The organism is Streptomyces sp. NPDC054813 (assembly GCF_053611365.1).
Window position 1 is genome coordinate 56707 of the sequence record NZ_JBSHAF010000012.1, and the last position, 24711, is coordinate 81417.

Below are 24711 nucleotides of genomic sequence, written 5' to 3' on the forward strand. Positions count from 1 at the left end.
TCCAGTGCGGGGCGCTCCCGTGCAGGGTGTCTTCAGAGGCTGGTGACGTCCAGTTCGCCCTCCGCGTAGCGCCTCCGCAGCACCTTCTTGTCGAACTTGCCGACGCTCGTCTTCGGTACCGCCTCCACCACCGTCCAGCGCTCCGGGAGCTGCCACTTCGCGATCTTGCCCTCCTCGGCGAGGAAGGTGCGCAGAGTCTCGAAGGTCGCGTTGGCGCCCTCCCGCAGCACGACCGTCGCCAGCGGGCGCTCGCCCCACTTGTCGTCGGGTACGGCGACCACGGCGGCCTCTGCGACGTCCGGGTGGGACATCAGCGCGTTCTCGAGTTCGACCGAGGAGATCCACTCGCCGCCGGACTTGATGACGTCCTTCGCACGGTCGGTGAGGGTGAGGAAGCCGTCGGGCGAGATGGTGCCGACGTCACCGGTCTTCAGCCAGCCGTCCTCGCTGAACTTGTCGGCGGGACGCAGCGGGCCGGCGTCGGGGCCGTTGTAGTAGGCGCCCGCGATCCAGGGGCCGCGCACCTCCAGCTCGCCGGCCGACTCGCCGTCCCAGGGGAGGCGTTCGCCGCCGGGGCCGCTGAGCCGGGCCTCGACACCGGCCGGGAAACGGCCCTGGGTGAGCCGGTAGGCGAACTCCTGCTCGGTGCCGACCGCATGCGCCGGCGGGCGGGAGACCGTGCCGAGCGGGGAGGTCTCGGTCATGCCCCAGGCGTGGCAGACCCGCATGCCCAGCTTGTCGAACGCGGCCATGAGGGAAGGCGGGCAGGCCGAGCCGCCGATGGTGACCTGGGTGAGCGAGGCGACGTCCCGGGGCCGGGCGGTGAGTTCGCCGAGCAGGCCCTGCCAGATGGTGGGGACCGCGGCCGCGTGCGTGGGCCGCTCGGTTTCGATCATCTCGGCGAGCGGGGCGGGCTGCAGGAAACGGTCCGGCATGAGCAGGTTGACGCCGGTCATGAAGGTGGCGTGCGGCAGGCCCCAGGCGTTGACGTGGAACTGGGGCACGACGACCAGGGAGGTGTCCTGGTCGGTCAGGCCCATCGACTGGGTCATGTTGACCTGCATGGAGTGCAGGTAGATCGAACGGTGGCTGTACACCACGCCCTTGGGGTCGCCCGTGGTGCCCGAGGTGTAGCACATGGCGGCGGCCTGGCGTTCGTCCAGCTCCGGCCAGTCGTACGCGGTCGGCTTGCCGGCGATCAGGTCCTCGTACTCGTGGACGGCCACGGTCGCGCCGTCCAGCAGGGAACGGTCGCCGGGGCCGGAGACCACGATGTGCCGAAGCGGCTTGAGGTGCGGCAGCAGCGGGGCGAGCAGCGGCAGCAGCGAACCGTTGACGATCACGACCCGGTCGGCCGCGTGGTTCACGATCCAGACCAGCTGTTCGGCGGGCAGCCGCAGGTTGAGCGTGTGCAGGACCGCGCCCATGGAGGGAATCGCGAAGTACGCCTCGGTGTGTTCCGCGTTGTTCCACATGAGAGTGGCCACGCGGTCGTCGTCCTGGACACCCAGGTCGTCACGCAGGGCGTGGGCCAACTGGGCGGCGCGGGCGCCGACATCGGCGAAGCTGCGGCGGTGCGGCTCGGCTTCGCCCGTCCAGGTGGTCACCTGTGACTCGCCGTGAACCCGCGAACCATGCGTCAGGATCGTGGAGATCAGCAGCGGTACGTCCTGCATGGTGCTCAGCACGGCGTCCTCCCGGGGGCGACATTGCCTACTCGGCGGTAAAGGGGCTGCGCTGATTCTGCTCACATACCGGTCGGTATGTCACTAGGGGAGAGCCAACTAACACCGTCGGCGGCGGTCCGTCCCGTTATCGGGCGACGTCCAGCTCAGGGTCCTCGCGCAGCTTGCCGAGCGCACGCGACACGGCGGACTTCACCGTGCCCACCGACACCCCGAGCACCTCGGCCGTCTGCACCTCGCTGAGGTCCTCGTAGTACCGCAGCACGACCATCGCCCGCTGCCGCGCGGGCAGCTTCGTGATCGCCCGCCACATCGCGTCGCGAAGCGCCTGCCGTTCGGCCGGGTCGTCCCCGCCGCCCACCGGCTCCGGCTCGGGCAGTTCGTCGCAGACGAACTCGTCGACGCGGCGCTTGCGCCACTGTGAGGTCCGGGTGTTCAGCAGGGCCCGGCGCACATAGCCGTCGAGCGCCCGATGGTCCTCGATCCGCTCCCAGGCCACGTACGTCTTGGTGAGCGCGGTCTGGAGCAGGTCCTCCGCGTCGCTCGGGTTCGCGGTCAACGACCGGGCGGTGCGCAGCAGGACCGGCTGGCGAGCCATGACGTACGACGCGAAGGACGGGTACGGCCGGGTCTGCCTCGCCGAGACAGCGGCGTCCGAAGCGCTGGTGCAGACGGGTGTGGTCATGGCTCCACGCTATGAGCGAACAGCGTGACGGCGGATCGGCCGCAGGTCCCGAAGGGGACTCCGCCTCAGGTTGTAGGGGTAGGGCTGGCTACACCTCCTGAAGGTGGAGTACGGGGGCAGTACTCCTGCGGGTTTACCCCTGAGGGGGTAGTACGGCCGAGGCGGCGCGCCGCGCCCCGGCAGGCCGCCGGTTCACCCGTCCGAGGTCAGGACCAGCCCTGACGTCGGTACCCCGGTGCCGGCGGTCACCAGGACCCGGCCCGCGCCCGGTATCTGGTTCACGCCTGTGCCCCGCAACTGGCGTACCCCTTCCGCGATCCCGTTCATCCCATGGAGGTACGCCTCCCCGAGCTGTCCTCCGTGTGTGTTCAGCGGCAGCCGCTCCTCGGCCACGAAGTCCGCCGCCTCCCCGCGTCCGCAGAACCCGAACTCCTCCAGCTGCATCAGCACGAACGGGGTGAAGTGGTCGTACAGGATCCCCACGTCGATGTCGGCCGGGGCGAGCCCGGAGGTGCGCCACAGCTGCCGGGCCACCACGCCCATCTCCGGGAGCCCGGTCAGGTCGTCCCGGTAGAAGCTGGTCATCTGTTCCTGGGCCCGGCCGGCGCCCTGCGCGGCCGCCGTGATCACGGCCGGCGGACGCGGCAGATCACGCGCCCGCTCCACCGAGGTGACAACGAGCGCCTGTCCGCCATCCGTCTCCTGGCAGCAGTCGAGGAGTCGGAGCGGTTCGACGATCCAGCGGGATGCCGCGTGGTCGGCGAGGGTGATCGGACGGCCGTGGAAGTAGGCGGCGGGATTGGTCGCCGCATATCTCCGGTCCACCACCGCCACCTGCCCGAACGCCTCCGGGGTCAGCCCGTACGTGTGCAGGTAGCGCTGCGCCGCCATCGCCACCCAGGACGCCGGGGTGAGCAGCCCGAACGGCAGCGCCCAGCCGAGCGCCGCGCCCTCCGCCGACGGCTCCCGGTGCAGCACGCCCGAGCCGAACCGGCGCCCCGACCGCTCGTTGAACGCCCGGTAGCAGACGACGACCTCGGCCACCCCCGTCGCCACCGCCAGCGCCGCCTGCTGGACCGTCGCACAGGCCGCGCCGCCGCCGTAGTGAACGCGGGAGAAGAAGGACAGCTCACCGATCCCGCAGGTCTGGGCCACGGTGATCTCCGGGCTGGTGTCCATCGTGAACGTCACCATCCCGTCCACGTCCGCCGGGGTCAGCCCCGCGTCGGCCAGCGCGGCCCGCACCGCCTCCGCCGCCAGCCGCAGCTCGCTGCGCCCCGAGTCCTTGGAGAACTCGGTGGCCCCGATCCCCACGATCGCCGCCCGCCCGCCGAGCGAGTCCCGGCCCCGCACGCTCATGAGTCCCCCTCGTCGGTGAGGGTGACGGTCACCAGGCCCCCGGTGAGTTCGACGGTCACCGTGCCGGTCACGTGGTTGCCGATGCCGTTGGCGCCGACCACCCGGATCGTCGCCGTCCCCGTCACCTCGTCCAGCTCCTCGATGCGGCCGGTCAACACCATCGTGTCCCCCGGGTAGTTGGGCGCGCCCAGCCGGATGGCGACCTTGCGGAGCTCCGCCGTCGGACCGAAGTAGTCGGTGATGTACCGGCCGACCAGGCCGTTGGTCGTCAGGATGTTCATGAAGATGTCGGGGGAGCCCTTCAGCCTGGCCAGTTCGGCGTCGTGGTGCACGTCCTGGTAGTCCCGGGACGCGATCGCGCCGGCCACGATCAGCGTCCGCGTGATCGGGATCTCCAGCGGCGGCAGCACGGTGCCCACCCCCGGTCGTTTCGTCTCAACTCCCACTCGCGATCAACTCCCCCAGTTCCTGGAGCACTTCGCTCCCGCTGCCCAGATACGCGTCCAGCTGACGCCCCCACAGGAAGTGCCGGTGCACCGGATGCTCGACGTCGGCGCCCGCGCCGCCGTGCAGATGCTGGCCCGTGTGCACGACCCGCTGCCCCGCCTCGGACGCCCACCAGGCGGCGGTCAGCGCGTGCGTGGCGTACGGCAGCCCGGCGTCCCGCCGCCAGGCCGCCTCGTACGCCGTCACCCGTATCGCCTCGGTGTCCATATGGGCGTCGGCGGCCCGGAGTTGCACCCCCTGCCGGGTGGCGAGCGGGCGCCCGAACTGCTCGCGGGTGTTGGTGTGCGCGACGGCCCGGGCCAGGGAGCCCGCACAGACACCGGCCTGGAGCCCGGCGAAGGCGGTACGGGCGGCGGCCAGGACGTCGGCGTAGGCGGTGGCGTCGGAGGTGGGGGCGGGGGCGGGGGCATAGGCGCCGGGAGCGAGGACGCCGGAGTCGGGGGCGAGGGCGCCGGGGCCGGTGCCTCCGGGGCCGGGGCTGAGGTCGAGGTCGGGCCCAGGGCCGGTTTCGGTGCCGAGTGGCTCGGCGGGGGCCTCGTGGAGGGTGAGCCGGCCCGCCGACCAGGGCGCGGTGAGCTCGGTCTCCTCGATGCCGGTGCCCTCCCCGAGCGGCACCAGCCAGAGCCGCCGGCCGGCGTCCGCGACCAGCACGTGCGTGGCGTCGCGCAGCCACGGGACGACGGGCACGGTGCCGCTCAACCCGCCCCGCGCGGCGGGTCGTACCCCCTGCTGGGCCGGAAACGCCCCGGCGACGACCACCGACCCGTCTCCGATCCCCGGCAGCAGCCGCTCCCGCTGTTCACTCGTGCCGCGGGCCGCGATCGCCAGCTGCCCGTACACGCAGGTCGCCGCGTACGGCACCTGGGCCGTGGTGCGCCCCTGTTCCTCCAGGAGCAGCACCAGCCCCAGCAGACCCAGCTCCTCCACCGCGGCCACCAGCCCGGCCGCGGTGAGGGCCTTCCACAGCTCCGGGTCACTGCCGGTGCCGGCGGCCCGCAGCCGCTCCGGGGTGGCGAGGTCCGCAAAGATCCCGGCGGCCAGGTCACGGGCGTCGGCCTGCGCCTCGGTGGGCGTGAAGTCCATGTCAGACCTCCCCACCGAGACCGGCAAGGGTGTCGACGCTCCGGAAGACGGGCAGGGTCAGCGCCCCCTCCTCGTCCTCGTACCGGCGGAACTCCACCCGTACCGGCAGCCCGATCCGCACCTTGTCGTACGGCACCCCCACCACGTTGCTCACCATCCGCACGCCCTCGGCGAGTTCGATCAGGCCCACCGCGTACGGACCCGCCGCGTCGGCGGCGTCCTCGGATTCCGTGAAGGCCGGGAAGGGCGGGTGGTGCATCACGACGTACGAATAGACCGTGCCCGCACCGGCCGACTCGACCGTGTCCCAGTCGGAGCAGCCGCAGGCGTTGCAACCCGGCAGCCAGGGGTGGCGCAGGGTGCCGCAGCCGGCGCAGCGCTGGATGAGGAGGCGGCCCTCGGCCACGCCCTCCCAGAAGCCGGCGTTGTCCCGGTTGATCACAGGGCGGGGCCGCGGCGGAGCCTTGAGCGGCTTCCCCGCGGGCGCGTACTTGAGGACGCGGAGGCGGTGGACACCCGCCAGTTCCTCGCCGACACGGATGTCCGTGCGCGTGGTGACGAAGTAGCCCGTGCCCAGCTTCGTCGTCTTCCGGCCGGACACCGACTCGATCACCGTGTCGAAGACCAGCTCGTCGCCCGGCCGCAGCGGCCGCAGATACTCCTGCTCGCAGTCGGTGGCGACGATCGAGACACAGCCCGCCTCGTCGAGCAGGGCGGACAGCTCGTCGTACGCGCCGGTGCGTGCCATGTTCCCGGAGAGGCCGCCCATCGTCCATGCCTGGAGCATGGTGGGCGGGGCGACGGCATCGGCTCCCCGGTACGCCGGATTCGTGTCGCCCATCGCCTCACACCAGTGCCGGATCATGGGCAGGTTGACCGGGTCCTTGCCGGTGCCCGCACGGGAGGCCGGCAGCCCCTCGTACGCCTTGAGCCGCACGCCCAGTTCGTCAGTCCCCCCGGCCACGGCCACCCCTCCTCATCCCGAGCCGCATCGTCGCGACGATCTCCCGCTGCACCTCGCTCACCCCGCCCCCGAACGTGTTGATCTGCGCCGCCCTGTTGAGCCGCTCCAGCTCGCCGTCCCCGAACGCCCCCGGCGATCCGGACCGGACCAATGCCGTCTCGCCGACGATCTCCTGACACATGCGATACGTCGCGACTGCCGATTCCGTTCCCGCGAACTTCACGCCGCTGGCCTCCGCGGGGGCCACCCGGCCCGCCCCCGCGTCCCCCACCAGACGCCAGCTGAGCAGGCGGTTCGCCGCCAGCCGGGCGTGCGCTTCGGCCAGCCGAAAACGCACCCAGGGCTCGTCAACACGACGTCGGCCCGTCACCGGATCGGGGGTGCGGGCGGCGATGAGCGCGGCGTCGTAGAAGTCCTCGGCCTGCATGGCGGTCGTGGCGAGGGCGACCCGCTCGTGGTTGAGCTGGTTGGTGATGAGCGACCAGCCGTCGTGCTCGGCGCCGACCAGGTGGCCGGCCGGGACGCGGACGCCGTCGTAGTAGGTCGCCGTGGTGATCTGGCCGCCCACCGTCTCGATCGGGGTCCAGGAGAACCCGGGGGCGTCGGTGGGGACCAGGAGGATCGAGATGCCTCGGTGCCTGGGTGCCTCGGGGTCGGTACGGCAGGCCAGCCAGATCCAGTCGGCGTGCTGGGCGCCCGAGGTGAAGATCTTCTGTCCGTCGATCCGCCAGCCGTCGCCGTCCCGCACCGCCCGGGTGCGCAGCGAGGCGAGGTCGGTCCCGGCGGCGGGTTCGCTGTAGCCGATGGCGAAGACCAGGTCGCCGCTGAGGATGCCGGGCAGGAAGCCGGCCTTCTGCTGGTCGCTGCCGTACTTCATGAGCGTGGGCCCGACCGTGTTGAGCGTGACCATCGAGACGGGGGCGCCGGCCCGGTACGCCTCGTCGAAGAAGACGAACTGCTCGTCGGCGCCCCGCCCTTGACCGCCGTACTCGACGGGCCAGCCGAGGCCGAGCAGGCCGTCCGCGCCGATGCGGCGCAGCAGCGCACGGCGTTCCTCGGGCGCCTCGGGGGCGGGAGAGGGGATCAAGGACCGGAAGTAGGCGCGGAGTTCGGCGCGCAGCCGCTGCTGGCGTTCGGTGGGGGCCAGATGCATGGTTTCTGACTGTCCGTCAGATTGGACTCCCTGTCAAGGTCGAACAGGCCCCGCGCAGCGCCGGAAGGCGGAGAGTCGCCGAGCAGCCATGGGCCGGAAAAACGCCTGCGCGGCGGTACCGGAGTACCGCCGCGCAGGCGTGCCGCATCCCCACAGAGCACACCCCACCAGGGCTCAGTCGGGGACTACCACAGCTTGGTGAAGTGGACGGCAACGTTGTCGTTGCCCTGCTGGATGGCCGTCCACACGGAGCCCTTGACCTGCGCGGTGTTGCTCTGGTTCGAGGCACCGTTGCCCACCGCGTTCTGCTGCGTGGTGGAGGAGTTGCCGTTGTTGTCGTGGCCCACACCGCTGCCGATGATGCCCGCCACCCCGGCGTTGGCGCTCGATCCGTTGTCCGCGATCGCACCGTTGCCCGCGGCGGCGACACCGGCGAAGAGAGCGGCGGCGAGCGGGAGGGCGGAGACGGCGGCGAGAACGCGGGCGGTACGGATGCTTGCCATGTTGTTTCCTCTCAGAGCCCGGCTTTGCCGGAAACTACGTCAAGTAAGGCTGTTTCCGGGGCAGTTGGCCGACCGCCTCGGTGGTTGTCGTCGACGTCGCGAGATCAGAATTGCCCACCGAATCCCCGGCGAACCAGCCCTGAAGGGATCATTCGCCCTCAAGCGTGATGACAAGTCGATAAACCCCTTTCGCCATCTTTGGTCGACTCCAGCCCCAGTCATGACCAGTCCGGACATTGACCCTTCAAGCACCCCAAGGGGAGAACCGATCCGGCACCTTTTCCGGCCAAGCCGCCACCCCCGGCGTGTCACACCGGACCCTTCTTCCCTTTTTCGAACATGAGTACGAACATGGAGGCATGGCCACCACCGACCGGCAGGCCACCACACTGGCCCTCGCACACGCCCTGTCAGCCGCCGAGCGCGGCCTGGCCGTCATCCCCCTGTCCCGCACCAAACTCCCGGCCCTGCGCTCCCCGCACCGGTCCCTGTCCCTGGACCGATCCCCGGACCGGCCTCTGTCCCCGGACCGATCTCCGGAACGTTTCCTGGACCCCGGCGAGCCGGAACCGCCGCTGCCGCCCTGCCACGGCGAGTGCGGCCGCCCCGGCCACGGGGTGTACGACGCCACCACCGACCCGGCCCGCATCCGCGAGCTGTTCGCCGCGGCGCCCTGGGCGACCGGCTACGGCATCGCCTGCGGGCTGCCCCCGTACCGCCTCATCGGCGTCGACCTCGACGTGAAGTCCGGTACGGACGCCACCGGATCCCTGCGCGAACTGGCGCTGCGGCACCTGTTCACGATCCCGCCCACCGTCGTCGTGCTCACGCCCAGCGGCGGCCGCCACCTCTGGCTGACCGGACCGCCGGACGCCGTGATCCCCAACTCGGCCGGCCGGCTCGCCCCCGGCATCGACATCCGAGGCGCGGGCGGCTACCTGGTCGGCCCCGGCTCCCGCACCGACCACGGCGTCTACGCCACCGCCCCCGGCACCGAACACCTGGTACCGGCCCCCTGCCCGCCGTCCCTGCTCCGCCTCCTGCTCCCGCCCCCACGGGCACCCCACCCCGCGACCCACCCCTCGGTCGGCGACCGTGGCCAGGGCCTGGTCCAGTTCGTCCTCGCCGCCCACGAGGGCCAGCGCAACACCCGCCTGTTCTGGGCGGCCTGCCGCGCCTACGAGAACGGGATCGGCCGCGCCCTGCGAGCCCCGCTGATCGACGCGGCGGTCCACACCGGCCTGACGGAGAACGAGGCCCGCGCGACGATCGCGTCGGCTGCCCGCATGACCGGCCACCGCCCATGAAAATCGAACACCGACAACCGCCGCCCCTCTGGCCTGCCGCTCATGCCCCTGACCCGTGTCGTCCTCGCCTCCGGCCGCTCGATCGGTCTCTCCCACCTGCGGCTCTCGGCGACGTACGACGGGCTGCTGGAGGGCTACCCGTACCAGGCCGTCAGCGACCGCCACGTCAACGGCCTGCTGTCCTCGGCCGCGGCGGTCTTCCCCCACTCCCCGACCCATCTGGTCCCGCGGCCGCGCGAACACCGGGAGGACCACCGCCGCGGCCCCTTCGGCCCGGTGGAGATCCTCCCGCCGGTGGGCTGCATCGGCTTGTTCGAGTCCGACCCCGTCAGCCCCGACCACGACCCGGTCCTGCACCGCTCGTCCCTCACGATCGTCTGGTTCCAGACCATCCCTCAACCGCCGTCGGGCCACGACGCGGACCAGGGGCTGCGGGAGGTGGCCTGGGAGAAGCTGGCACAGGACTTCGAACTCTCCGGGAGCTGAACCGGGCGGAGCTCGCTCGGCATGCTGGCGGTATGGATCGGGCGAAGATTTCCCGGCGTGCGCTGATGGGCGCCGCCGCTGCCGCCGCTGCCGTTGCCGACCGGGGCGACCGGCGCGGCCTCAGCTCTGGGGGCGCAGCCGGCATCCGGAGCGCGGTCGGTGGCGGCCGGAGCGCGGAGAACTCGGGGAACTCTGACAGCCGACAAGGCCGCGGCGATCATCAGCCAGAAAGCCCTCTTCCAGCGGCGCGGGCGTATCGTCCTGCACCCCGACGAACTCGTCCTCACTGACTGGTCCGAGGCCGGCTCCCTCGTCCTCACCCGAGCGGACATCTCCGCGGCCGAAACCCGCTTCACCGACCTCTCCGGCCGTTTCCTCGGCGGCCTCCTCAACGCCGGCAAGCCCCTCATCCTCACCACCGCGTCCCCGTCGGCCGACGAGATCTACCTGCTCATCAACCGCCGCGAGATCATGGAGACGACGGACGACAGGGAGTGGGAGCAGCGCATCAACGACTGGCGCAACGGCTGACCCGCAGGCCCTGCCGAGGCCCTAGCCGGCTTCCGGAGCGGCGTACGAGAAGTCGTACACGGCCCAGTCGGTGAGCCTGCGGTAGCCGAGGCGCTGGTAGAGGGCGTTGCTGGTGGGGTTGGACAGATCCGCGAACAGGACGACGTCCCTGGCGCCCGCGGCCAGCGCGGCCCGGCTCACCTCCGCCGTCACGGCGCCCGCGGCCAGCGCGGCCCGGCTCACCTCCGCCGTCACGGCGCCCGCGTAGCCGCGGCCACGCAGGTGGGCCGGGGTGTAGACGATGTCCACCTGGATCTGGCCGCCGATCTGCGGGTTCAGGCCCGCGACGGAGACCGGAGTGCCGTCCGGGGTTTCCCAGAGCGTGTAGCGCTTGTCGGCGAAGCGGGTGTCGGCCCAGGTGCCGACGTCGAGTGAGACGTCCTCCCCGACGGCCTTGGCGAACTCGCCGCACCAGAACATGGCTTGCTCGAGGTCCTGCTCGCCCAGGACGCGGCCTCGGCCCGCCGGCAGCGGCTCCGGTGGGGTGAGCGCGCCAAGGCGGTACAGACGCAGCCGCGTGTCGCGGAGTTTCGGGGTCGCGCCGGTGTGCCGCTGCCAGGCTTCGGCGAAAGCGGTGGCCGTGCCGTGGTCCGCGCTGGCGGAGGGGACGGCATGGCCAAGGGCGGCCAGGCGGGCGGCGAGGGAGTCGGCCTGCTCGAGCGTGAGCGGGGAAAGGCCGAAGCCGCGGGGCGGGAGGCGGTAGAAGGTGGCGTGGACCTCGCCCGCCCGCTCCAGCACACCGAAGACGGGGGCTTCGCCGCCGAACCCGCCGGCCCGGCCAGTTCGCACCCTCTCGGCCCAGGTCAGCTGCATGACGTGCGGGCCGGGCCGGAAGCGCAGGAAGTCCCCGGCCCGGGCCAGGAAGTCGTCGACGTCTTCGGTCAAGTACCAGTCAGCTGAGCGCATCCCCGAAGCTTTCCCATCCCAGAGGCACACGTCCAGACCTCACGCGTAAGGGGCGCCCCTTCACCGGAGCACCCCTCACACGTAAGGGGCGCCCCCTCACACAGGAGCACCCCTTACGCAGCTGCGGTGGGTGTGGGATTTGAACCCACGGTGACATTGCTGCCACGACGGTTTTCAAGACCGTTCCCTTAGGCCGCTCGGGCAACCCACCCCGCGTCGACCGAGATCGGCGCGGGGAACAGAGTAACCGGTCGGCACGCGCGTGTGCGGGTCAGTTGTCGCCCACGCGGGAGCCCAGGGTCATTTCGACCGTGTGTTCCGAACCGCCCCGCTTGTAGGTGACCTGGACCTTGTCGCCGGGCGTGTGGGTCCAGATCTCGCCGATCAGGGTGGGGCCGCTGTCGATCACCGAGTCGTCGAGCTTGGTGATGACGTCGCCGGGCTTGAGGCCGGCCTTGTCGGCGGGACCGCCCGACTCGACCGCGGCCGAGCCGCCCGAGCCGGAGTCGGTGATCTGCGCGCCGTTGCTGCTGTCCTCCAGGGACACCGACGCGCCGATCTTCGCGTAGACCGGCTTGCCGGTCTTGATCAGCTGCTGGGCCACGTACTTGGCCTGGTTGATCGGGATGGCGAAGCCCAGGCCGATCGAGCCCGACTGCCCGGTGCTGCCCAGGCCGCCGCTGGAGGCGGACTGGATCGCGGAGTTGATGCCGATCACCGCGCCGGAGGCGTCCATCAGCGGGCCGCCGGAGTTGCCCGGGTTGATGGAGGCGTCGGTCTGCAGGGCGCTCATGTAGGACGCCTTGCTGGTGGAGCTGCCGTCGCTGGAGGCAACCGGGCGGTTCTTGGCGCTGATGATGCCCGTGGTGACCGTGTTGGACAGGCCGAAGGGGGCACCGATCGCGATCGTCTCGTCGCCGACCGCCACGTTGTCCGAGTTGCCCAGGGCGAGCGGCTTGAGGTCGGACGGCGGGTTCTTGAGCTTGATGACCGCGACGTCGTAGCCCTGCGCGTGGCCGACGACCTCGGCGTCGTACTTCTTGCCGTCCGGGAAGGTCGCGGTCAGCTTGCCGCCGTCGAGGGCGTCCGCGACCACGTGGTTGTTGGTGATGATGTGGCCCTGGGTGTCGAAGACGAACCCGGTGCCGGTGCCGCCCTCGCCGCTGGTCGACTCGGCCTCGATGGTGACCGTGCTGGGCAGCGCCTTGCCGGCGACCGCCGCGATGGTGCCGGCGGCGCGCTTGACCTGGGTGGCGCCGCCGTCCGAGGAGGCGGAGACGGTCGTGGAGCCCATGTCGTCGTTGTTCTTGGCCAGTGTGTAGCCGAGGCCGCCGCCGAGGCCGCCCGCGACCAGCGCGGCCACCAGGACGGCGGCGATCAGGCCGCCGCGCCCGCTGCCCTTCTTCGGCGCGTGCTGCGGCTGCTGGAACGGCTGGTGTTGCTGGTACTGCTGGTGCTGCTGGTCGTACGGAGAGCCCCAGCCGACGCCGGCGGCCGACCCGGAAGCCGCACCCGCGCCGGCGTCCGCGTAGGAAGGGGTCGCGGGGGGCGGGGGCGGCCAGGAGCCCTCGGGGGCCTGCGGTGCGGCGTAAGGGTCACCCGCGGGCGCGCCCTGGGGCGCCGGCGGGATCGGGGTGGTCGGTGCTTCCCCGCCGTCGGACGCGGCTGCCTGCGGCGAAGCAGCGGGAGACGTCGGCGGCACGGGAGGTGCGGACGGGGCCGGAGGTACCGGGTTGCCCTCGTTCTCGGTGCTCACAGCTTCTCTCCTCGGTCCACGGCTTTTCTTCTCGGTCGCACTCGGTCACGCTCTTTCACGCTTGCTGTCGGTCCGGCGCGATTCAGCTGTGCACGTGCTTTTGTATGCCGTCAGCTTTTCCCACAGGCCGTCAGAGCACCATAAGCGGTGGCTGTGGGTACACCGACAACCTTTATATAGGGCTTGTCCGACAAAAGTTCCCTTAGCTGGCATCGGGGATGCCCCCACGTACGCCCGCACGGTGGCACCATGTCGCGGTGACCCACGCACCACAGCATCGCATCCAGGTCGTCGCCCACCGCGGGGCCTCCGAGGACGCCCCCGAGCACACCCTTGCCGCCTACAAAAAGGCCATCGAGGACGGCGCCGACGCCTTGGAGTGCGACGTACGGCTGACCGCGGACGGCCATCTGGTCTGCGTCCACGACCGCCGCGTCAACCGTACGTCCAACGGGCGCGGAGCGGTGTCGGCCCTGGAGCTCGCGGATCTGGCCGCCCTGGACTTCGGTTCCTGGAGGAAGGGCCCGGCCTGGCGGGGGCGGGACGAGGAGCCCGAATGGGAGTTCCGGCCGGAGGACCGCGCGGACACCGCCGTACTCACGCTGGAGCGGTTGCTGGAGCTGGTCGCGGACGCCGGGCGGCGGGTGGAGCTGGCGATCGAGACCAAGCACCCCACGCGGTGGGCGGGGCAGGTCGAGGAGCGGCTGATGCACCTGCTGAAGCGGTTCGGCCTGGACGCCCCGGCCACGGCCGCCGAGTCGCAGGTGCGGGTCATGAGCTTCTCCGCGCGGTCGCTGCACCGGGTGCGGGCGGCCTCGCCGACGCTGCCGACGGTCTATCTGCTGCAGTTCCTCTCGCCCCGGCTGCGCGACGGCCGGCTGCCGGCCGGGGTGCGGATCGCGGGACCCTCGATCCGGATCGTGCGCAACCACCCCACCTACATCGAGCGGCTGAAACGGAACGGCCACCAGGTGCACGTCTGGACGGTGAACGAGCCGGAGGACGTGGATCTGTGCCTGGAGCTCGGTATCGACGCGATCATCACCAACCGGCCGGGGGCGGTGCTGCGGCGGCTCGGGCGATGAGCCCGATGAACCGGATCCCGTCCTGCTGATCCATGGGCCGATCGAGGCGCTGATCGAGGCTCAGATAAAGAGTCGCGTAAGGAATCGCCGCACCCCTTGACCCCACAGCCCACTCACACCATCCTCACGTATCGGCCACACCATCGAAATCAAGCCACACGAAGCCATATCCGGGGGGTATGGCGACGAACCCGTCACAGGGTGTGCTCCGGCGCGTTCGGTCCGTATTCGTTCGTTGCGAGTGCGTCACCGGACATTCATTGGCCGGTTTCCGGTTCAGGCCGATGGGGCATCCACACCGTGGCGTGGGGCAAAGGAGGTCTCGGGGGTGGCGTTGGTGGTGGCACAGGAGGTGCCCACGTCGTCGAGCATGGCCGTACCCCATGGCCCTGCGGGCGTGGGGAAGGCGAGGCACCGCATGCGCGATCAGTTGCGCACCGGTGGCGTATCGGAATCGATCATCGACGATGCCGTACTTATCCTTTCCGAACTTTTGAGCAATGCGTGCAAGCACGGCCGCCCCTTGGGGGACGCGCTGGCCGGGGACGGGGACGTCCGGGCCGCCTGGCGGGTGGACCCGCGCGGCCGGCTGATCGTCGAGGTGACGGACGGCGGCGGACCGACCCGCCCGGCTCCCATGACCCCGTCGGTCACGGCGCACGGCGGCCGCGGACTGAACATCATCACGGCCCTGGCGGACGACTGGGGGGTCCGGGACGACGCCCGGGGCGAGGTGACGGTCTGGGTCGTGGTCCACAAGGACGTCGGTGATCCGGACGGCAGGGTCCGCCGGGACGCCTTCGCTACGCGCGTCATGGCGCCCGCCGCCCCGGAGACGGCCGGTCTGGACTTCGCCGACGCATTCGAAGACCTGGACTGACCGTACCGACCTGGACCGGCCTAAGCCGTCCGATACCAACCTGGACCGACCGGTACTGCCCGGTACCGCCCGGTACCGCCCGGACGGACTGATACCGCCCCGGAACGACCGGTACCAATCCGGCCCGACCAGTACCGATCTGGACGCGCCGCGTCCGACCCGTCCGGCCGACGGCGAGCCGTACTGACCCGTCCGGCGGCGCCCGGTGCCGCGGCTCTGTCCACAGGTACCCGTGGCTCAGGGTATGAACGGCTAGGCTCCCGCCAGTACGAGACGAGCCGTAACCGGGAGACACCCAGATGGCCAAGAAGCGACCCCAGACAAAGGCCACGCGGCCGCAGCTCAGCGATGCGGCCCGGGCCGGAAGCGCTGATGGAGACTTTCCGGTTGTCGGTGCCCGGGAACCCTGCCCCTGCGGCAGCGGCCGGCGCTACAAGGCGTGCCACGGCCGGGCCGCCGCACACGCCGCGACCGAGCTGGTGCACCGCCCGTTCGAGGGGCTGGCCGGCGAGGGCGACTGGGTGGCACTGCGCGAGCTGGTCCCCGCCGCCACGGTGGAGCTGACCCTGAAGGACGGCCTGCCCGAGGGCGTCCCCTCGGTCACGCTCGCGACGGTGCTGCCGATGGCCTGGCCGGCGCTGCGCCGCGAGGACGGCACCGTCCTCCTCGGCCTGCAGAACGACACGGCGTCGGGCGACATCAGCCGCGACCTCGCCGACACCCTCCAGCGCGCCCTCGCCGCCGAACCGGGCACCCCGGTGCAGGGCCGCCGCGCCCCCGCCGACAGCCCCCGGCTGCAGGATCTGCTCGACCCCGAGGGCCCGTTCGCGCCGGTCGTGCACGAGGGCTTCGAGTTCTGGGTGCAGGACGCGGAGAACGCCGCCGCCGAGGTGACCGCCTCCCTGGAGCGGGCCAACGCGGCCGCCATCCCGACGGTGAAGCTGACCGGCGTCGACTCCGCCTACTGGTGCGAGACGCCGGAGAAGAACCATCTGCGGTGGGTCATGCCGTATCCCGAGGAGCAGCTTCTGGACGCTCTCGCCCGGCTGCACGCGGCGGGCCGGTCCAGCCTCGGCGAGGGGACCCGGCTGGTCGGTTCCTTCCGCGCCCACGGTCTCACCGTGCCGGTCTGGGACCTGCCGAGCGGGGTCGGCGCCGAGGACGTGGAGAAGCCGGCCGCCGAGTTCGCGGAGCGGCTCGCGACCGCTCTGGCCTCGGAGGCACCGCTCACGGCGGACGAGCGCCGGGCCCGTGGCGGGCTGACCAACCGGCAGGTCACGCTCAGCTGACGATCAAGGGCGGCGGAGGGACGCGGCTGACCGACCGGACAGCCGCTCCGGACCCGTTGACTCGGGTGACTCCTGTCACAACTTCCCTACGTGGCAAGCAAATACGTGTCCGAATAGCCGAGATCGAATTTGCGAACCGCCGATCTCTTGTTACGGTCTCAGTAGCCCGGTTGCTGGTGCATCCCCCGTCGCCAGCAACCGGGCCTTTTCATGCCTGCGCTCATGCCGGCGTCCGGTGTACGGACCGTAGCGATACGTCAACTGCCGTTTGACACACCAAAGTTGCTGCCGGACGAGCCCGCGGCCTCCCGCCCGGCGTCACCCCCGGAGCGGCTCCCGAAGTCACCCCCGGCATCGCTCCCGGAGCCGTTTCCGGAGTCGCCCGCAGAGTCGCTCGCGGAGTTGCTGGCGCTGCGCAGCAGCAGCGGTCCGTCGTCGTCGCGTGCCGCGAACTCCGAGACGGCCGTGTACGCGTCCAGCGCGCCCCGCGTGTGCTCCCGGGGCGTCTCACAGGTGGCGGGCTCGTCGTCGGCGTCCGCGACACAGTGCGTCTGCACGGTGCGGCCGTGCGGGCCCATCAGGCTCAGCACGGACTCCAGGTCCGCTCCGGTGGCGTTGCGGTAGTAGGTGCGCGCCCAGGTGTCCGCGCCCTGGACCATCACGCAGGTCTGCGCCTCCACTCCGCCGGGGGAGGTGAGTTCGGGACCGCAGCGGGCGGCCGTGGCCAGGCCCAGGCCGAGCACCATGGGGGACCGGACGGGCGCCGGCAGCTTCTCGTCGTCGCTCCCGGCGGGGTGACCGGCGGCGTCGCCCACCTGTCCCGCGGACGCCACGGTCAACGGCAGCGCGACCGCGCACACCATGACGCCCGCGAGGGCGAGCAGACGTACGTTCATGTGCGGAAGATAACCAGCGAGGCACGAGAAGCCGTGTTCTCGCGCCCGACACCCTTACAACTCGGGTGCACTCACACCCGTACGGGTGAGCGCGTCGACCACGGCGTCCACCACGGCCTCCACATCGGGCACCCAGGGCTTGGCCGAACCGGGCAGCGGGGCGCGCTCCCAGCGGATGGCGCCCTGGCCGGTCTCCGAGGGGGGCAGTGCGAGATAGCCGCCCTCCCCGTGGAAGCGGAGCGAGCCCGGGACGAAGTCCTTGGCGTACAGCAGCTCGCCCAGCTGCTCCATGGAGTACGGCTTGACGAGCAGCGCCCAGCGGGTGGGCGCCGCGACCACCGGCCCGAGGCGCATGCCGCGGCGGTCGAGAAGAGTGAGGGCATGGGAGGCGGCGAGGGCGGGCAGACTGACCGCGCAGGGTGCCGTGCCGCCGGCGACCCCGGTGGCCAGGATGATCGGCGCGGTCGGCCGGTTGCCCCACCACCAGCGCACCATGCGCTCGTCGGTGGTGGCAGCGAGCAGACCGGGGTCGAAGGGGTGCGCACCCGGCACCGTGCACTCCGGGTCGGGACAGGCACAGCGGGCCCGGCCCTGTGGGTCCGGAGCCACGCCCGGGAGTACGGGCCACTGCCATTCCGTCGCGAAGGTCAGGGCCGCGCCGAGAAACTCAGGCCCCTTGTCTTTCCGCCTGGACAGGAGCCTGCGTCGCCTTCCGAGGATCTCGCGCATGAGCGCTCGTTCCTTTCCGTTGCACCGCTGGCAACACCGAGGACCACATCACATCATGTGTCGATCACTTCACTGTGCGTACCTGTTGGCGCATCACACCCCTGCACTGGCAAGGGGAACCCCAAGAGTCGAGCGGGGGCCGCGCCCGCATCCAATACTGCGTCTATCAAAAGCACGGCCACGGCGTGGGGGTGGCGAAGTCTGGCGTTTTGCCGTTCCGAGTGTTTCTCTCCGCCGCCGCCACGGGAGGATGGGGCACGGTCGTCGGTGGTTAAGACGCCCGGGTCCGTCGCCAGGTTCCGGGTGATCCCCAACCACCCCTGGCCTTCTCCGAGTACGTACCCATCACAACCGCTGTGACGCTCCGTGGAGCAAGGCCAGTCGACCGCAACGAACCGTTACCCGAGTCAGTTTTAAGCCAACTTTGCTTTTGTGCAAGCCGTCCGGGAGAAGTCGCCGGAAGCCCCATGGACACCAGGAATCCCGGCAGGACAATGCTGGACATCCCCTCACGAGTGCGTGTACATGTGGAGACACTGCTAGCGGCGCAGAAAGACATGGGGGTTTGCGATGCTTTTGAGCAATACGCACAGGTCTGAAAGCCGGACACGATGAGCGCCCCGCACCCTCCGAAAGTGGCTGGAATCGATTCAACGGTCCCCACGCCCGCACAGACTGTCGCGTCGGTTCCCCCCGCCCCGGGCGCACCTCACGTCCCGAAGGTCCCCGCCGCACCGGCGCCCGGCACCGTCCTCCAGGACCGGCTGGCCGGCTGGGTCTCCGACCTCACCACCCTCCATGAACTGACCGAACGGCTCACCCGCACCGGCGGACTGGAGGCCGCCCTTCAGGAACTGCTGCGCGCCGGTGCCGCCCTCGTGGGCGCCCGGCGCGGACTCGTGGCACTGGAGCCCGCCGACGGTCTCGGCCCGCACACCACGCTCGGCCTCGGACTCGGCCGCGCGGACCTCGGCCACCTGGAGACGATCCCGGCCTGCGCGCTGCCGTACGGCACCGGCACCGAGATCGTCCACCCCGACCTGTTCGCCGAGGACGGCCTCGACCCCCGGCACCGCGAGGTCGCCGCCCGCCTCGGCTACGCCGCCAGCTACGCGCTCCCCCTGACCACCGACGCCGCAGCCCGCCTCGGCGCGGTCCTGTGGCTGTACGACGGGCCGGCCGAGCCGAACGAGCGCCAGCGCCACCTCATCGGCCTGTACGTCCGCTTCGCCGCCGAGCATCTGGCCCGGCTGCTGGAAGTCGAGCGCACGCGCGCGTGCATGGCGACCATCGCCGAGGAGCTGCTCCCCTCCCGGCTGCCCCGGGTGGCCGGCGTCCAGCTCGCCGCCCGGCACCGCACCGGCCCGCGCGGCGGCGGCGACTGGTACGACGCACTGCCGCTGCCCGACGCCGCCCTCGGCCTCGCGGTCGGCTCGGTCACCGGTTCCGGGCCCAGCGCGGTGGCCGCCATGGGCCGGCTGCGGGCCTCCCTGCGGGCGTACGCCGTGATGGAGGGCGAGGACCCGGTCGCGGTCCTCTCCGACCTCGAACTGCTGCTGCGGCTGACCGAACCGGCTCGCTCCGCCACCGCCCTGTTCGCCTACTGCGAGCCCGCGCTGCGCAAGGTCACCCTGGCCGGGGCCGGACACAGCCCGCCGCTGCTGATCGGGGAGCGCCGCACCGAGTTCGCCGAGACGTCGGTCTCCGCGCCGCTCGGGATGCTGGCCTGCTGGGAGGCGCCCAGCGTGGAGATCGAGGCCGAGGCCGGGGAAACCGTGCTCTTCTACACCGACGGGCTGCTGCACCGCACCGGCGACCCCATGGACCGCGCCTTCGCCCGGCTGCACACGGCGGCCGCGAGCATCCCGCGCGCGCTGCGCCACGACCCCGGGGCGATCGCCGACCATGTGCTGCGCACGGTGCTGCCCGACGGGCTGGACTCGGCCGGCAGTGAAGAGGACGTGGTGCTGCTCGCGGCCCGTTTCGACTGATCGGTCAGTCAAAACGGCAGGTCACCCGGTCAAGAGTCGTCCGGCCCTGGGTCGCCGTTCGGTACGACCGTACGATGGACGGGATCCAGTGCAGTGTCTAGGAGGATGACCGTGGCCGACGAGCTCAACCCGGAAACTCCGGAGACCCCGGAGACCGAGTCGGAAGAGCCGATCAAGCAGCGTAAGAACGGCCTGTACCCGGGCGTGTCCGACGAGCTCGCCGAGAACATGAAGTCCGGCTGGGCCGACACGGAGCTGCGCGACCTGACCCCCGTCGAGCAGGCCGAGCACACCGCCCGCCGCCGCGCCGAGCTGTCCGCCCGTTTCCCGGGCGACCGCCTGGTGATCCCGGCCGGCAACCTGAAGACCCGATCGAACGACACGGACTACCCGTTCCGGGCGTCGGTCGAATACGTCTATCTCACCGGCGACCAGACGGAGGACGGCGTACTCGTCCTGGAGCCGAAGGACGACGGCCATGTGGCCACCGTCTACCTGCTGCCCCGCTCCGACCGCGAGAACGGCGAGTTCTGGCTCTCCGGGCAGGGCGAGCTGTGGGTGGGCCGCCGCCACTCCCTGACCGAGTCCGAGGCGCTCTACGGCATCCCCGCCGCCGACGTCCGCGAACTCGCCGACAAGCTGCGCGAGGCCACCGGCCCGGTGCGGGTCGTGCGCGGGTACGACGCCGGCATCGAGGCCGCGCTGACCGACAAGGTCACCGCCGAGCGCGACGAGCAGCTGCGCGTCTTCCTCTCCGAGGCGCGGCTGGTCAAGGACGAGTGGGAGGTCGGCGAGCTGCAGAAGGCCGTCGACTCCACGGTCCGCGGCTTCGAGGACGTGGTGAAGGTCCTCGACAAGGCCGAGGCCACGTCCGAGCGCTACATCGAGGGCACGTTCTTCCTCCGCGCGCGCGTGGAGGGCAACGACATCGGCTACGGCTCGATCTGCGCCGCCGGCCCGCACGCCTGCACGCTGCACTGGGTCCGCAACGACGGTCCGGTGCGCTCGGGCGACCTGCTCCTCCTCGACGCCGGCGTGGAGACGCACAGCCTCTACACCGCCGACGTCACGCGCACGCTGCCGATCAACGGCACGTACAGCGAGCTGCAGAAGAAGGTCTACGACGCGGTGTACGACGCCCAGGAGGCCGGCATCGCGGCGGTGCAGCCGGGCGCCAAGTACCGCGACTTCCACGATGCCGCGCAGCGGGTGCTGGCCGAGCGGCTCGTCGAATGGGGGCTTGTCGAGGGGCCGGTGGAGCGGGTGCTGGAGCTCGGGCTGCAGCGCCGGTGGACGCTGCACGGGACGGGGCACATGCTCGGCCTCGACGTCCACGACTGCGCTGCCGCGCGGACCGAGACGTACGTGGAGGGCGTCCTCGAGCCGGGGATGGTGCTGACCGTCGAGCCGGGGCTGTACTTCCAGGCCGACGACCTGACCGTTCCCGAGGGGTACCGGGGGATCGGGGTGCGGATCGAGGACGACATCCTCGTGACGGCCGACGGGAACCGGAACCTCTCCGCGGGGCTGCCCCGGCGGTCGGACGAGGTCGAGGCGTGGATGAGTTCGCTCAAGAGCTGACGTGTGGTGTGAATGGCCGGGTACCTGGGTGGGTGCCCGGCCATTGTTGTGTTCTGCGGGTTCGTGGGGGGCTGGTCGCGCCTGCGCGGCGGTAGCCGCACATCGGCACAGCCCCGCGCCCTGGGTAGGTCCAGTCAACGGGGGTTACAAGTGGACGACTTCTGGAGTGGTATCGAACTGCGTCTGGAAGGCGATACCGGCGACGGACGACGGGTCGGGCTGGAGCGCGCCCTGCGGGACGCCGTGCGCGTCGGGCGCCTGGTGCCCGGAGCCCGGCTGCCCGCCACCCGGCGGCTCGCCGCCGAGTTGGGGATCTCCCGGGGTACCGCCAAGGCCGCCTACGACCAGTTGGTCGCCGAGGGGTATCTGACCGCTCGGCAGGGGTCCGGGACCCGTGTCGCCATCCTTCCCTCCGCCGCCTCCGACGCTCCCGAAGCCGCCGCACGCGCGCGTGCGCCGCTTTTCGATCTGCGGCCCGGTGGGCCGGACGTCGGGGCGTTCCCGGCGGCCGCCTGGTTGCGGGCGCTGCGGCGGGCCGTCGCCGGCGCGCCCTCCCTGGCGTACGACTACGGCGATCCGCGCGGGCGGATCGAGCTGCGGACCGCGCTGTCGGGGTATCTGGTGCGGGCCCGTGGGGTGGTGGCGCCGCCGGAACGGATCGTGGTCACCTCCGGGTACGTGCAGGGGCTCGCACTGCTCACGCGGGTGCTGGGCGGGGCCGCCGCCGTGGCCATGGAGGACCCCGGGATGCCGTTCCACCGGGAGGTGGTGCGGAGGAACGGGGGGATCGTGGTGCCGGTGCGGGTGGACGAACGGGGGGCGCGGGCGGCGGAGCTGGGGGACGCGGCGGCGGTCGTCCTCACCCCGGCCCATCAGTATCCGACCGGGGTCACGCTGCATCCGGAGCGGCGGCGGGCCGTGGTGGACTGGGCACGCGCGCGTGGCGGGGTGATCGTCGAGGACGACTACGACGGGGAGTTCCGCTACGACCGGCAGCCCGTGGGTGCCCTGCAGGGGGTGGCGCCGAGGCAGGTCGTGTATCTGGGGACCGCTTCCAAGACGCTGGGGCCCGCGCTGCGGCTCGGGTGGATGGTGCTGCCGCCGCATCTCGTCGACGCCGTCGCCGACGCCAAGCTGCACAGCGACCATCACACCGAGTCCATCGGACAGCTGGCGCTCGCCGAGCTGATCGAGAGCCACGCCTACGAACGGCACGTGCGCGCGTGCCGGCTGCGCTACCGACGGCGCCGGGACCAGTTGCTGGGGCGGCTGGGCGCCGGCCGGGACGTGCGGGGGATCGCCGCCGGGCTGCACGCGCTCGTCTCGGTGGCCGACGAGCAGGAGACGCTGGCCCGCGCGGCGGCCGCGGGGCTTGCGGTGGGCGGCCTCGGGGAGCACTGGCACACCGGTGGCGGTGCGGGGCGGCCGCAGGGCCTGGTCGTCGGGTACGGGACGCCCCGGGAGCGGCTCTATCCGGAGGCCCTGGAGGTGCTCGCCAAGGTGCTCGACGACTGACTCACCGCGTCGGGAGGGCGTCCAGGAACAGGGCACCGGCAAGCAGGCCCGCGCTGCCCCGCGGGCTCCAGCCGCGCTCGTACAGGTCGGCGTCCAGGGCCGTCAGTGCCCCGGTGCCGGCCTCCGTCGCCGTACCGCCCGCCTCCAGGACGCCGCGGGCGCCCGCCTGGACGTGGCGCAGGCCCAGGGGCCCCGCGGTGTAGAGGAGTTCGGTGTCCTGGAGGGTGGACATCACGGTGAGCAGGGCGTCCAGACGTGCCTGGTTCTCGGTGGCGCCCGCCGTGCGGGCCGTCGCCAGTGCGTCCAACGCCCGTCGTACGTGCGGGAATCCGGCCCTTGCCTCGCCCCGGGCGCCGGCCGCACCGTACTTGGCGGAGATCGACGAACCCCGGGAGGGGCGCTTGGGGGCGCCCTTGTCGTTGAAGGCGGCGATCCTGCGGGCCGTGGCGGCGATCTCACGAGCCTTCGCCCGGGGGTCCAGGGCGGCCGCGGCGACCAGGAGGCCGAGGGCCCACAGGGCGCCCTTGTGGCCGCCGCCGGCCAGTCCGACCGAGTGCTCGGTGGACCGGCCGATCGCGCCCAGCTCCGCCCGCAGCACCGGCGAGGCCTCACCGGTACGGCGGGCGGAGGCGGCCATCGCCGCGAGGCCGGGCGCCAGCGCCCTGGCCGACCAGCGCAGACTGTCGTGCTCCCGGCGCCTGCTGCGGGCGTCCAGGTCACGCGGGTCGGGCAGCCCCGGTTTCGGGGCCAGCGCCAGCTGACCGGTGAGCGCGGCCACGGCGGCCTGCGCCAGCGCGTCGTCCTCGCGGCTTGTCATGTCCCTTACCTTATGAGGAGGCGGAGGCCGAAGGGGAGGCGCTGTCGCTCGGCGGAGTGCCCGTCGGAGCGCCGCTGGGCGGGGTGCCTCCGCCGCCGCTGCCGGCGCCCGTGTTCTCGGCGTCCGGGTCGATGCCCAGGGTCAGGGAACCCTTGTAACCCTTCGAAGGGTCCTTCTTGTGCACGGCCTTCAGGGTCAGCAGACCGCTGGAGGCACCCCCGCCGTCGTAGACCATGTCGTCGGCGAGGACGGTGTAGCTGCCGGTGTGCTTCGCGTAGGGGTCGAGGGTGAAGATCTCCTCGGCGATGTCGTCGGCGAAGAACAGCTGGCCGGTGTAGTTGACGATGCCGCCCTCGTAGGTGCCGTCCTCCTTCTCGCCGCCCGTGTGCACCTTCACGTGGATGTGACAGGTACGCGGGGTGTACCAGCCGGGGAAGATCGTCTCGAACTTGACGACCCCGTTGGCGTTGGCGATCTGGTAGCCGCGCAGATAGGTGTTGTCGTCGGCGGAGTCGCCCTCCTCGCTCTCCGCGGGGGCGGAGCCGCCCGGGTTGGCGGTGGTGTAACCGGAGTAGTAGCCCCAGGCGTCGCAGTGCCAGATCTCGACCGCGGCACCCTTGACCGGGGTGCAGCCGTCGGTGGCGTCCACGACGGTCAGGCGAAGGGTGAGCGGGACGCCGGCCTTGCCCTCGGTGATGTCCTTGCGCACCAAGGCACCATCGAGGTAGTACGGGCCCTCCGTGACGCTGCTCATCAGCGTCATGCACTCACTGCTGGTGGAACTGGCGGAGGCCGTGGCGTCCGCGTCGGTGCCGGTGTCGGTCGCATCGGCGAAGGCCGACTGGAAGCCGGCGACCGCGAGGCCGCCGGCCGCCACCGTGCCGCCGGACACCACGAGGGCGCGGCGGCGGGTGATCGACGTGTCTTTGTGGTTTCCCGTCATGGCCGACGAAGCTAGGAAGGC

At 71.6% G+C, this 24711-nt stretch carries 22 protein-coding genes, 1 tRNA gene and 1 pseudogene; 9 read left to right on the plus strand and 15 right to left on the minus strand.

Annotated elements, in window-relative coordinates; translation table 11 throughout:
- Window positions 1-32 precede the first annotated feature (32 nt).
- From ACWGJB_RS24665 to ACWGJB_RS24700, 8 genes are all read right to left on the minus strand, one after another.
- A complete protein-coding gene (locus tag ACWGJB_RS24665) occupies window positions 33-1688 on the minus strand; it encodes a long-chain fatty acid--CoA ligase (protein ID WP_453382279.1) in 1656 nt (551 codons plus the stop codon).
- 124 nt (window positions 1689-1812) lie between these two features.
- On the minus strand, window positions 1813-2370 hold the full coding sequence (locus ACWGJB_RS24670; protein WP_453382280.1) for a SigE family RNA polymerase sigma factor: 558 nt from the start codon (window positions 2368-2370) through the stop codon (window positions 1813-1815).
- A gap of 192 nt (window positions 2371-2562) precedes the next feature.
- Window positions 2563-3729 (minus strand): lipid-transfer protein, encoded by a 1167-nt coding sequence (locus ACWGJB_RS24675; RefSeq protein ID WP_453382281.1) that lies wholly within the window; start codon window positions 3727-3729, stop codon window positions 2563-2565.
- Window positions 3726-4175 (minus strand): MaoC family dehydratase, encoded by a 450-nt coding sequence (locus ACWGJB_RS24680; protein ID WP_453382282.1) that lies wholly within the window; start codon window positions 4173-4175, stop codon window positions 3726-3728. Before ACWGJB_RS24680 ends, ACWGJB_RS24675 begins: the two co-directional genes overlap by 4 nt.
- Entirely contained in the window at window positions 4165-5319 is a 1155-nt protein-coding gene (locus ACWGJB_RS24685; protein ID WP_453382283.1) for an acyl-CoA dehydrogenase family protein, read from the minus strand. Before ACWGJB_RS24685 ends, ACWGJB_RS24680 begins: the two co-directional genes overlap by 11 nt.
- Before the next feature lies 1 nt (window position 5320).
- The gene (locus ACWGJB_RS24690; RefSeq protein WP_453382284.1) at window positions 5321-6283 is read right to left on the minus strand and encodes a bifunctional MaoC family dehydratase N-terminal/OB-fold nucleic acid binding domain-containing protein; all 963 of its coding nucleotides are present in this window, start codon (window positions 6281-6283) and stop codon (window positions 5321-5323) included.
- Window positions 6267-7436, minus strand: a complete 1170-nt coding sequence (locus ACWGJB_RS24695; protein ID WP_453382285.1) for an acyl-CoA dehydrogenase family protein — start codon at window positions 7434-7436, stop codon at window positions 6267-6269. The genes ACWGJB_RS24690 and ACWGJB_RS24695 overlap by 17 nt, the downstream gene beginning before the upstream one ends.
- Before the next feature lie 185 nt (window positions 7437-7621).
- Window positions 7622-7939: a hypothetical protein gene (locus tag ACWGJB_RS24700; protein WP_453382286.1), complete on the minus strand. Its 318-nt coding sequence runs from the start codon at window positions 7937-7939 to the stop codon at window positions 7622-7624.
- A 359-nt stretch (window positions 7940-8298) separates the two neighbouring features.
- On the opposite strand from ACWGJB_RS24700, the gene ACWGJB_RS24705 reads away from it, so the two are divergent.
- The 3 genes from ACWGJB_RS24705 to ACWGJB_RS24715 all read left to right on the plus strand — a co-directional run bounded on the left by ACWGJB_RS24705 (window position 8299) and on the right by ACWGJB_RS24715 (window position 10263).
- Entirely contained in the window at window positions 8299-9246 is a 948-nt protein-coding gene (locus ACWGJB_RS24705) for a bifunctional DNA primase/polymerase (protein WP_453382287.1), read from the plus strand.
- 42 nt (window positions 9247-9288) lie between these two features.
- Window positions 9289-9732 carry a hypothetical protein gene (locus ACWGJB_RS24710; protein ID WP_453382288.1) on the plus strand — a complete coding sequence of 148 codons (444 nt, stop codon included), beginning with the start codon at window positions 9289-9291 and terminating at the stop codon, window positions 9730-9732.
- A gap of 159 nt (window positions 9733-9891) precedes the next feature.
- Window positions 9892-10263 (plus strand): hypothetical protein, encoded by a 372-nt coding sequence (locus ACWGJB_RS24715; protein ID WP_453382289.1) that lies wholly within the window; start codon window positions 9892-9894, stop codon window positions 10261-10263.
- 21 nt (window positions 10264-10284) lie between these two features.
- On the opposite strand, the gene ACWGJB_RS24720 is transcribed toward ACWGJB_RS24715, so the two are convergent.
- The 3 genes from ACWGJB_RS24720 to ACWGJB_RS24730 form a co-directional block, all read right to left on the minus strand.
- Window positions 10285-11208 (minus strand): GNAT family N-acetyltransferase, encoded by a 924-nt coding sequence (locus tag ACWGJB_RS24720; RefSeq protein WP_453382290.1) that lies wholly within the window; start codon window positions 11206-11208, stop codon window positions 10285-10287.
- A 124-nt stretch (window positions 11209-11332) separates the two neighbouring features.
- Window positions 11333-11419 (minus strand) — tRNA-Ser (locus ACWGJB_RS24725).
- A 60-nt stretch (window positions 11420-11479) separates the two neighbouring features.
- Entirely contained in the window at window positions 11480-12964 is a 1485-nt protein-coding gene (locus ACWGJB_RS24730) for a S1C family serine protease (protein WP_453382291.1), read from the minus strand.
- A 257-nt stretch (window positions 12965-13221) separates the two neighbouring features.
- Between ACWGJB_RS24730 and ACWGJB_RS24735 the strand changes: the two genes are divergently transcribed.
- The 3 genes from ACWGJB_RS24735 (at window position 13222) to ACWGJB_RS24745 (ending at window position 16218) form a co-directional block, all read left to right on the plus strand.
- Window positions 13222-14049, plus strand: a complete 828-nt coding sequence (locus tag ACWGJB_RS24735) for a glycerophosphodiester phosphodiesterase (RefSeq protein WP_360480995.1) — start codon at window positions 13222-13224, stop codon at window positions 14047-14049.
- A gap of 241 nt (window positions 14050-14290) precedes the next feature.
- On the plus strand, window positions 14291-14929 hold the full coding sequence (locus tag ACWGJB_RS24740) for an ATP-binding protein (RefSeq protein ID WP_453382455.1): 639 nt from the start codon (window positions 14291-14293) through the stop codon (window positions 14927-14929).
- A 299-nt stretch (window positions 14930-15228) separates the two neighbouring features.
- Window positions 15229-16218: a DUF5926 family protein gene (locus ACWGJB_RS24745; RefSeq protein ID WP_453382292.1), complete on the plus strand. Its 990-nt coding sequence runs from the start codon at window positions 15229-15231 to the stop codon at window positions 16216-16218.
- Between the two features lie 383 nt (window positions 16219-16601).
- Here ACWGJB_RS24745 and ACWGJB_RS24750 read toward each other — a convergent pair.
- Together ACWGJB_RS24750 and ACWGJB_RS24755 are read right to left on the minus strand one after the other, a co-directional pair.
- A pseudogene (locus ACWGJB_RS24750) lies at window positions 16602-17114 on the minus strand (hypothetical protein); the annotation flags it as partial.
- Between the two features lie 54 nt (window positions 17115-17168).
- Window positions 17169-17843: a bifunctional DNA primase/polymerase gene (locus ACWGJB_RS24755; RefSeq protein ID WP_453382293.1), complete on the minus strand. Its 675-nt coding sequence runs from the start codon at window positions 17841-17843 to the stop codon at window positions 17169-17171.
- Between the two features lie 611 nt (window positions 17844-18454).
- Between ACWGJB_RS24755 and ACWGJB_RS24760 the strand changes: the two genes are divergently transcribed.
- From ACWGJB_RS24760 to pdxR, 3 genes are all read left to right on the plus strand, one after another.
- Window positions 18455-19834 carry a PP2C family protein-serine/threonine phosphatase gene (locus ACWGJB_RS24760; RefSeq protein WP_453382294.1) on the plus strand — a complete coding sequence of 460 codons (1380 nt, stop codon included), beginning with the start codon at window positions 18455-18457 and terminating at the stop codon, window positions 19832-19834.
- 111 nt (window positions 19835-19945) lie between these two features.
- Complete coding sequence (locus tag ACWGJB_RS24765; RefSeq protein ID WP_453382295.1) at window positions 19946-21415, plus strand: aminopeptidase P family protein; 1470 nt, start codon at window positions 19946-19948, stop codon at window positions 21413-21415.
- A 150-nt stretch (window positions 21416-21565) separates the two neighbouring features.
- Window positions 21566-22930: a MocR-like pyridoxine biosynthesis transcription factor PdxR gene (gene pdxR, locus ACWGJB_RS24770; RefSeq protein ID WP_453382296.1), complete on the plus strand. Its 1365-nt coding sequence runs from the start codon at window positions 21566-21568 to the stop codon at window positions 22928-22930.
- Between the two features lies 1 nt (window position 22931).
- Here pdxR and ACWGJB_RS24775 read toward each other — a convergent pair whose 3' ends face one another.
- On the minus strand, window positions 22932-23747 hold the full coding sequence (locus ACWGJB_RS24775) for a triphosphoribosyl-dephospho-CoA synthase (protein WP_453382297.1): 816 nt from the start codon (window positions 23745-23747) through the stop codon (window positions 22932-22934).
- Between the two features lie 10 nt (window positions 23748-23757).
- Complete coding sequence (locus tag ACWGJB_RS24780) at window positions 23758-24690, minus strand: intradiol ring-cleavage dioxygenase (RefSeq protein WP_453382298.1); 933 nt, start codon at window positions 24688-24690, stop codon at window positions 23758-23760.
- Window positions 24691-24711: the final 21 nt, after the last annotated feature.

Coding starts and splice junctions, on each gene's coding strand:
- ACWGJB_RS24700 (WP_453382286.1), bottom strand. CDS start 7,939: ATGGCAAGCATCCGTACCGCCCGCGTTCTCGCCGCCGTCTCCGCCCTC.
- ACWGJB_RS24675 (WP_453382281.1), bottom strand. CDS start 3,729: ATGAGCGTGCGGGGCCGGGACTCGCTCGGCGGGCGGGCGGCGATCGTG.
- ACWGJB_RS24670 (WP_453382280.1), bottom strand. CDS start 2,370: ATGACCACACCCGTCTGCACCAGCGCTTCGGACGCCGCTGTCTCGGCG.
- ACWGJB_RS24745 (WP_453382292.1), top strand. CDS start 15,229: ATGGCCAAGAAGCGACCCCAGACAAAGGCCACGCGGCCGCAGCTCAGC.
- ACWGJB_RS24705 (WP_453382287.1), top strand. CDS start 8,299: ATGGCCACCACCGACCGGCAGGCCACCACACTGGCCCTCGCACACGCC.
- ACWGJB_RS24720 (WP_453382290.1), bottom strand. CDS start 11,208: ATGCGCTCAGCTGACTGGTACTTGACCGAAGACGTCGACGACTTCCTG.
- ACWGJB_RS24695 (WP_453382285.1), bottom strand. CDS start 7,436: ATGCATCTGGCCCCCACCGAACGCCAGCAGCGGCTGCGCGCCGAACTC.
- ACWGJB_RS24775 (WP_453382297.1), bottom strand. CDS start 23,747: ATGACAAGCCGCGAGGACGACGCGCTGGCGCAGGCCGCCGTGGCCGCG.
- ACWGJB_RS24755 (WP_453382293.1), bottom strand. CDS start 17,843: ATGCGCGAGATCCTCGGAAGGCGACGCAGGCTCCTGTCCAGGCGGAAA.
- ACWGJB_RS24780 (WP_453382298.1), bottom strand. CDS start 24,690: ATGACGGGAAACCACAAAGACACGTCGATCACCCGCCGCCGCGCCCTC.
- ACWGJB_RS24685 (WP_453382283.1), bottom strand. CDS start 5,319: ATGGACTTCACGCCCACCGAGGCGCAGGCCGACGCCCGTGACCTGGCC.
- ACWGJB_RS24760 (WP_453382294.1), top strand. CDS start 18,455: ATGAGCGCCCCGCACCCTCCGAAAGTGGCTGGAATCGATTCAACGGTC.
- ACWGJB_RS24710 (WP_453382288.1), top strand. CDS start 9,289: ATGCCCCTGACCCGTGTCGTCCTCGCCTCCGGCCGCTCGATCGGTCTC.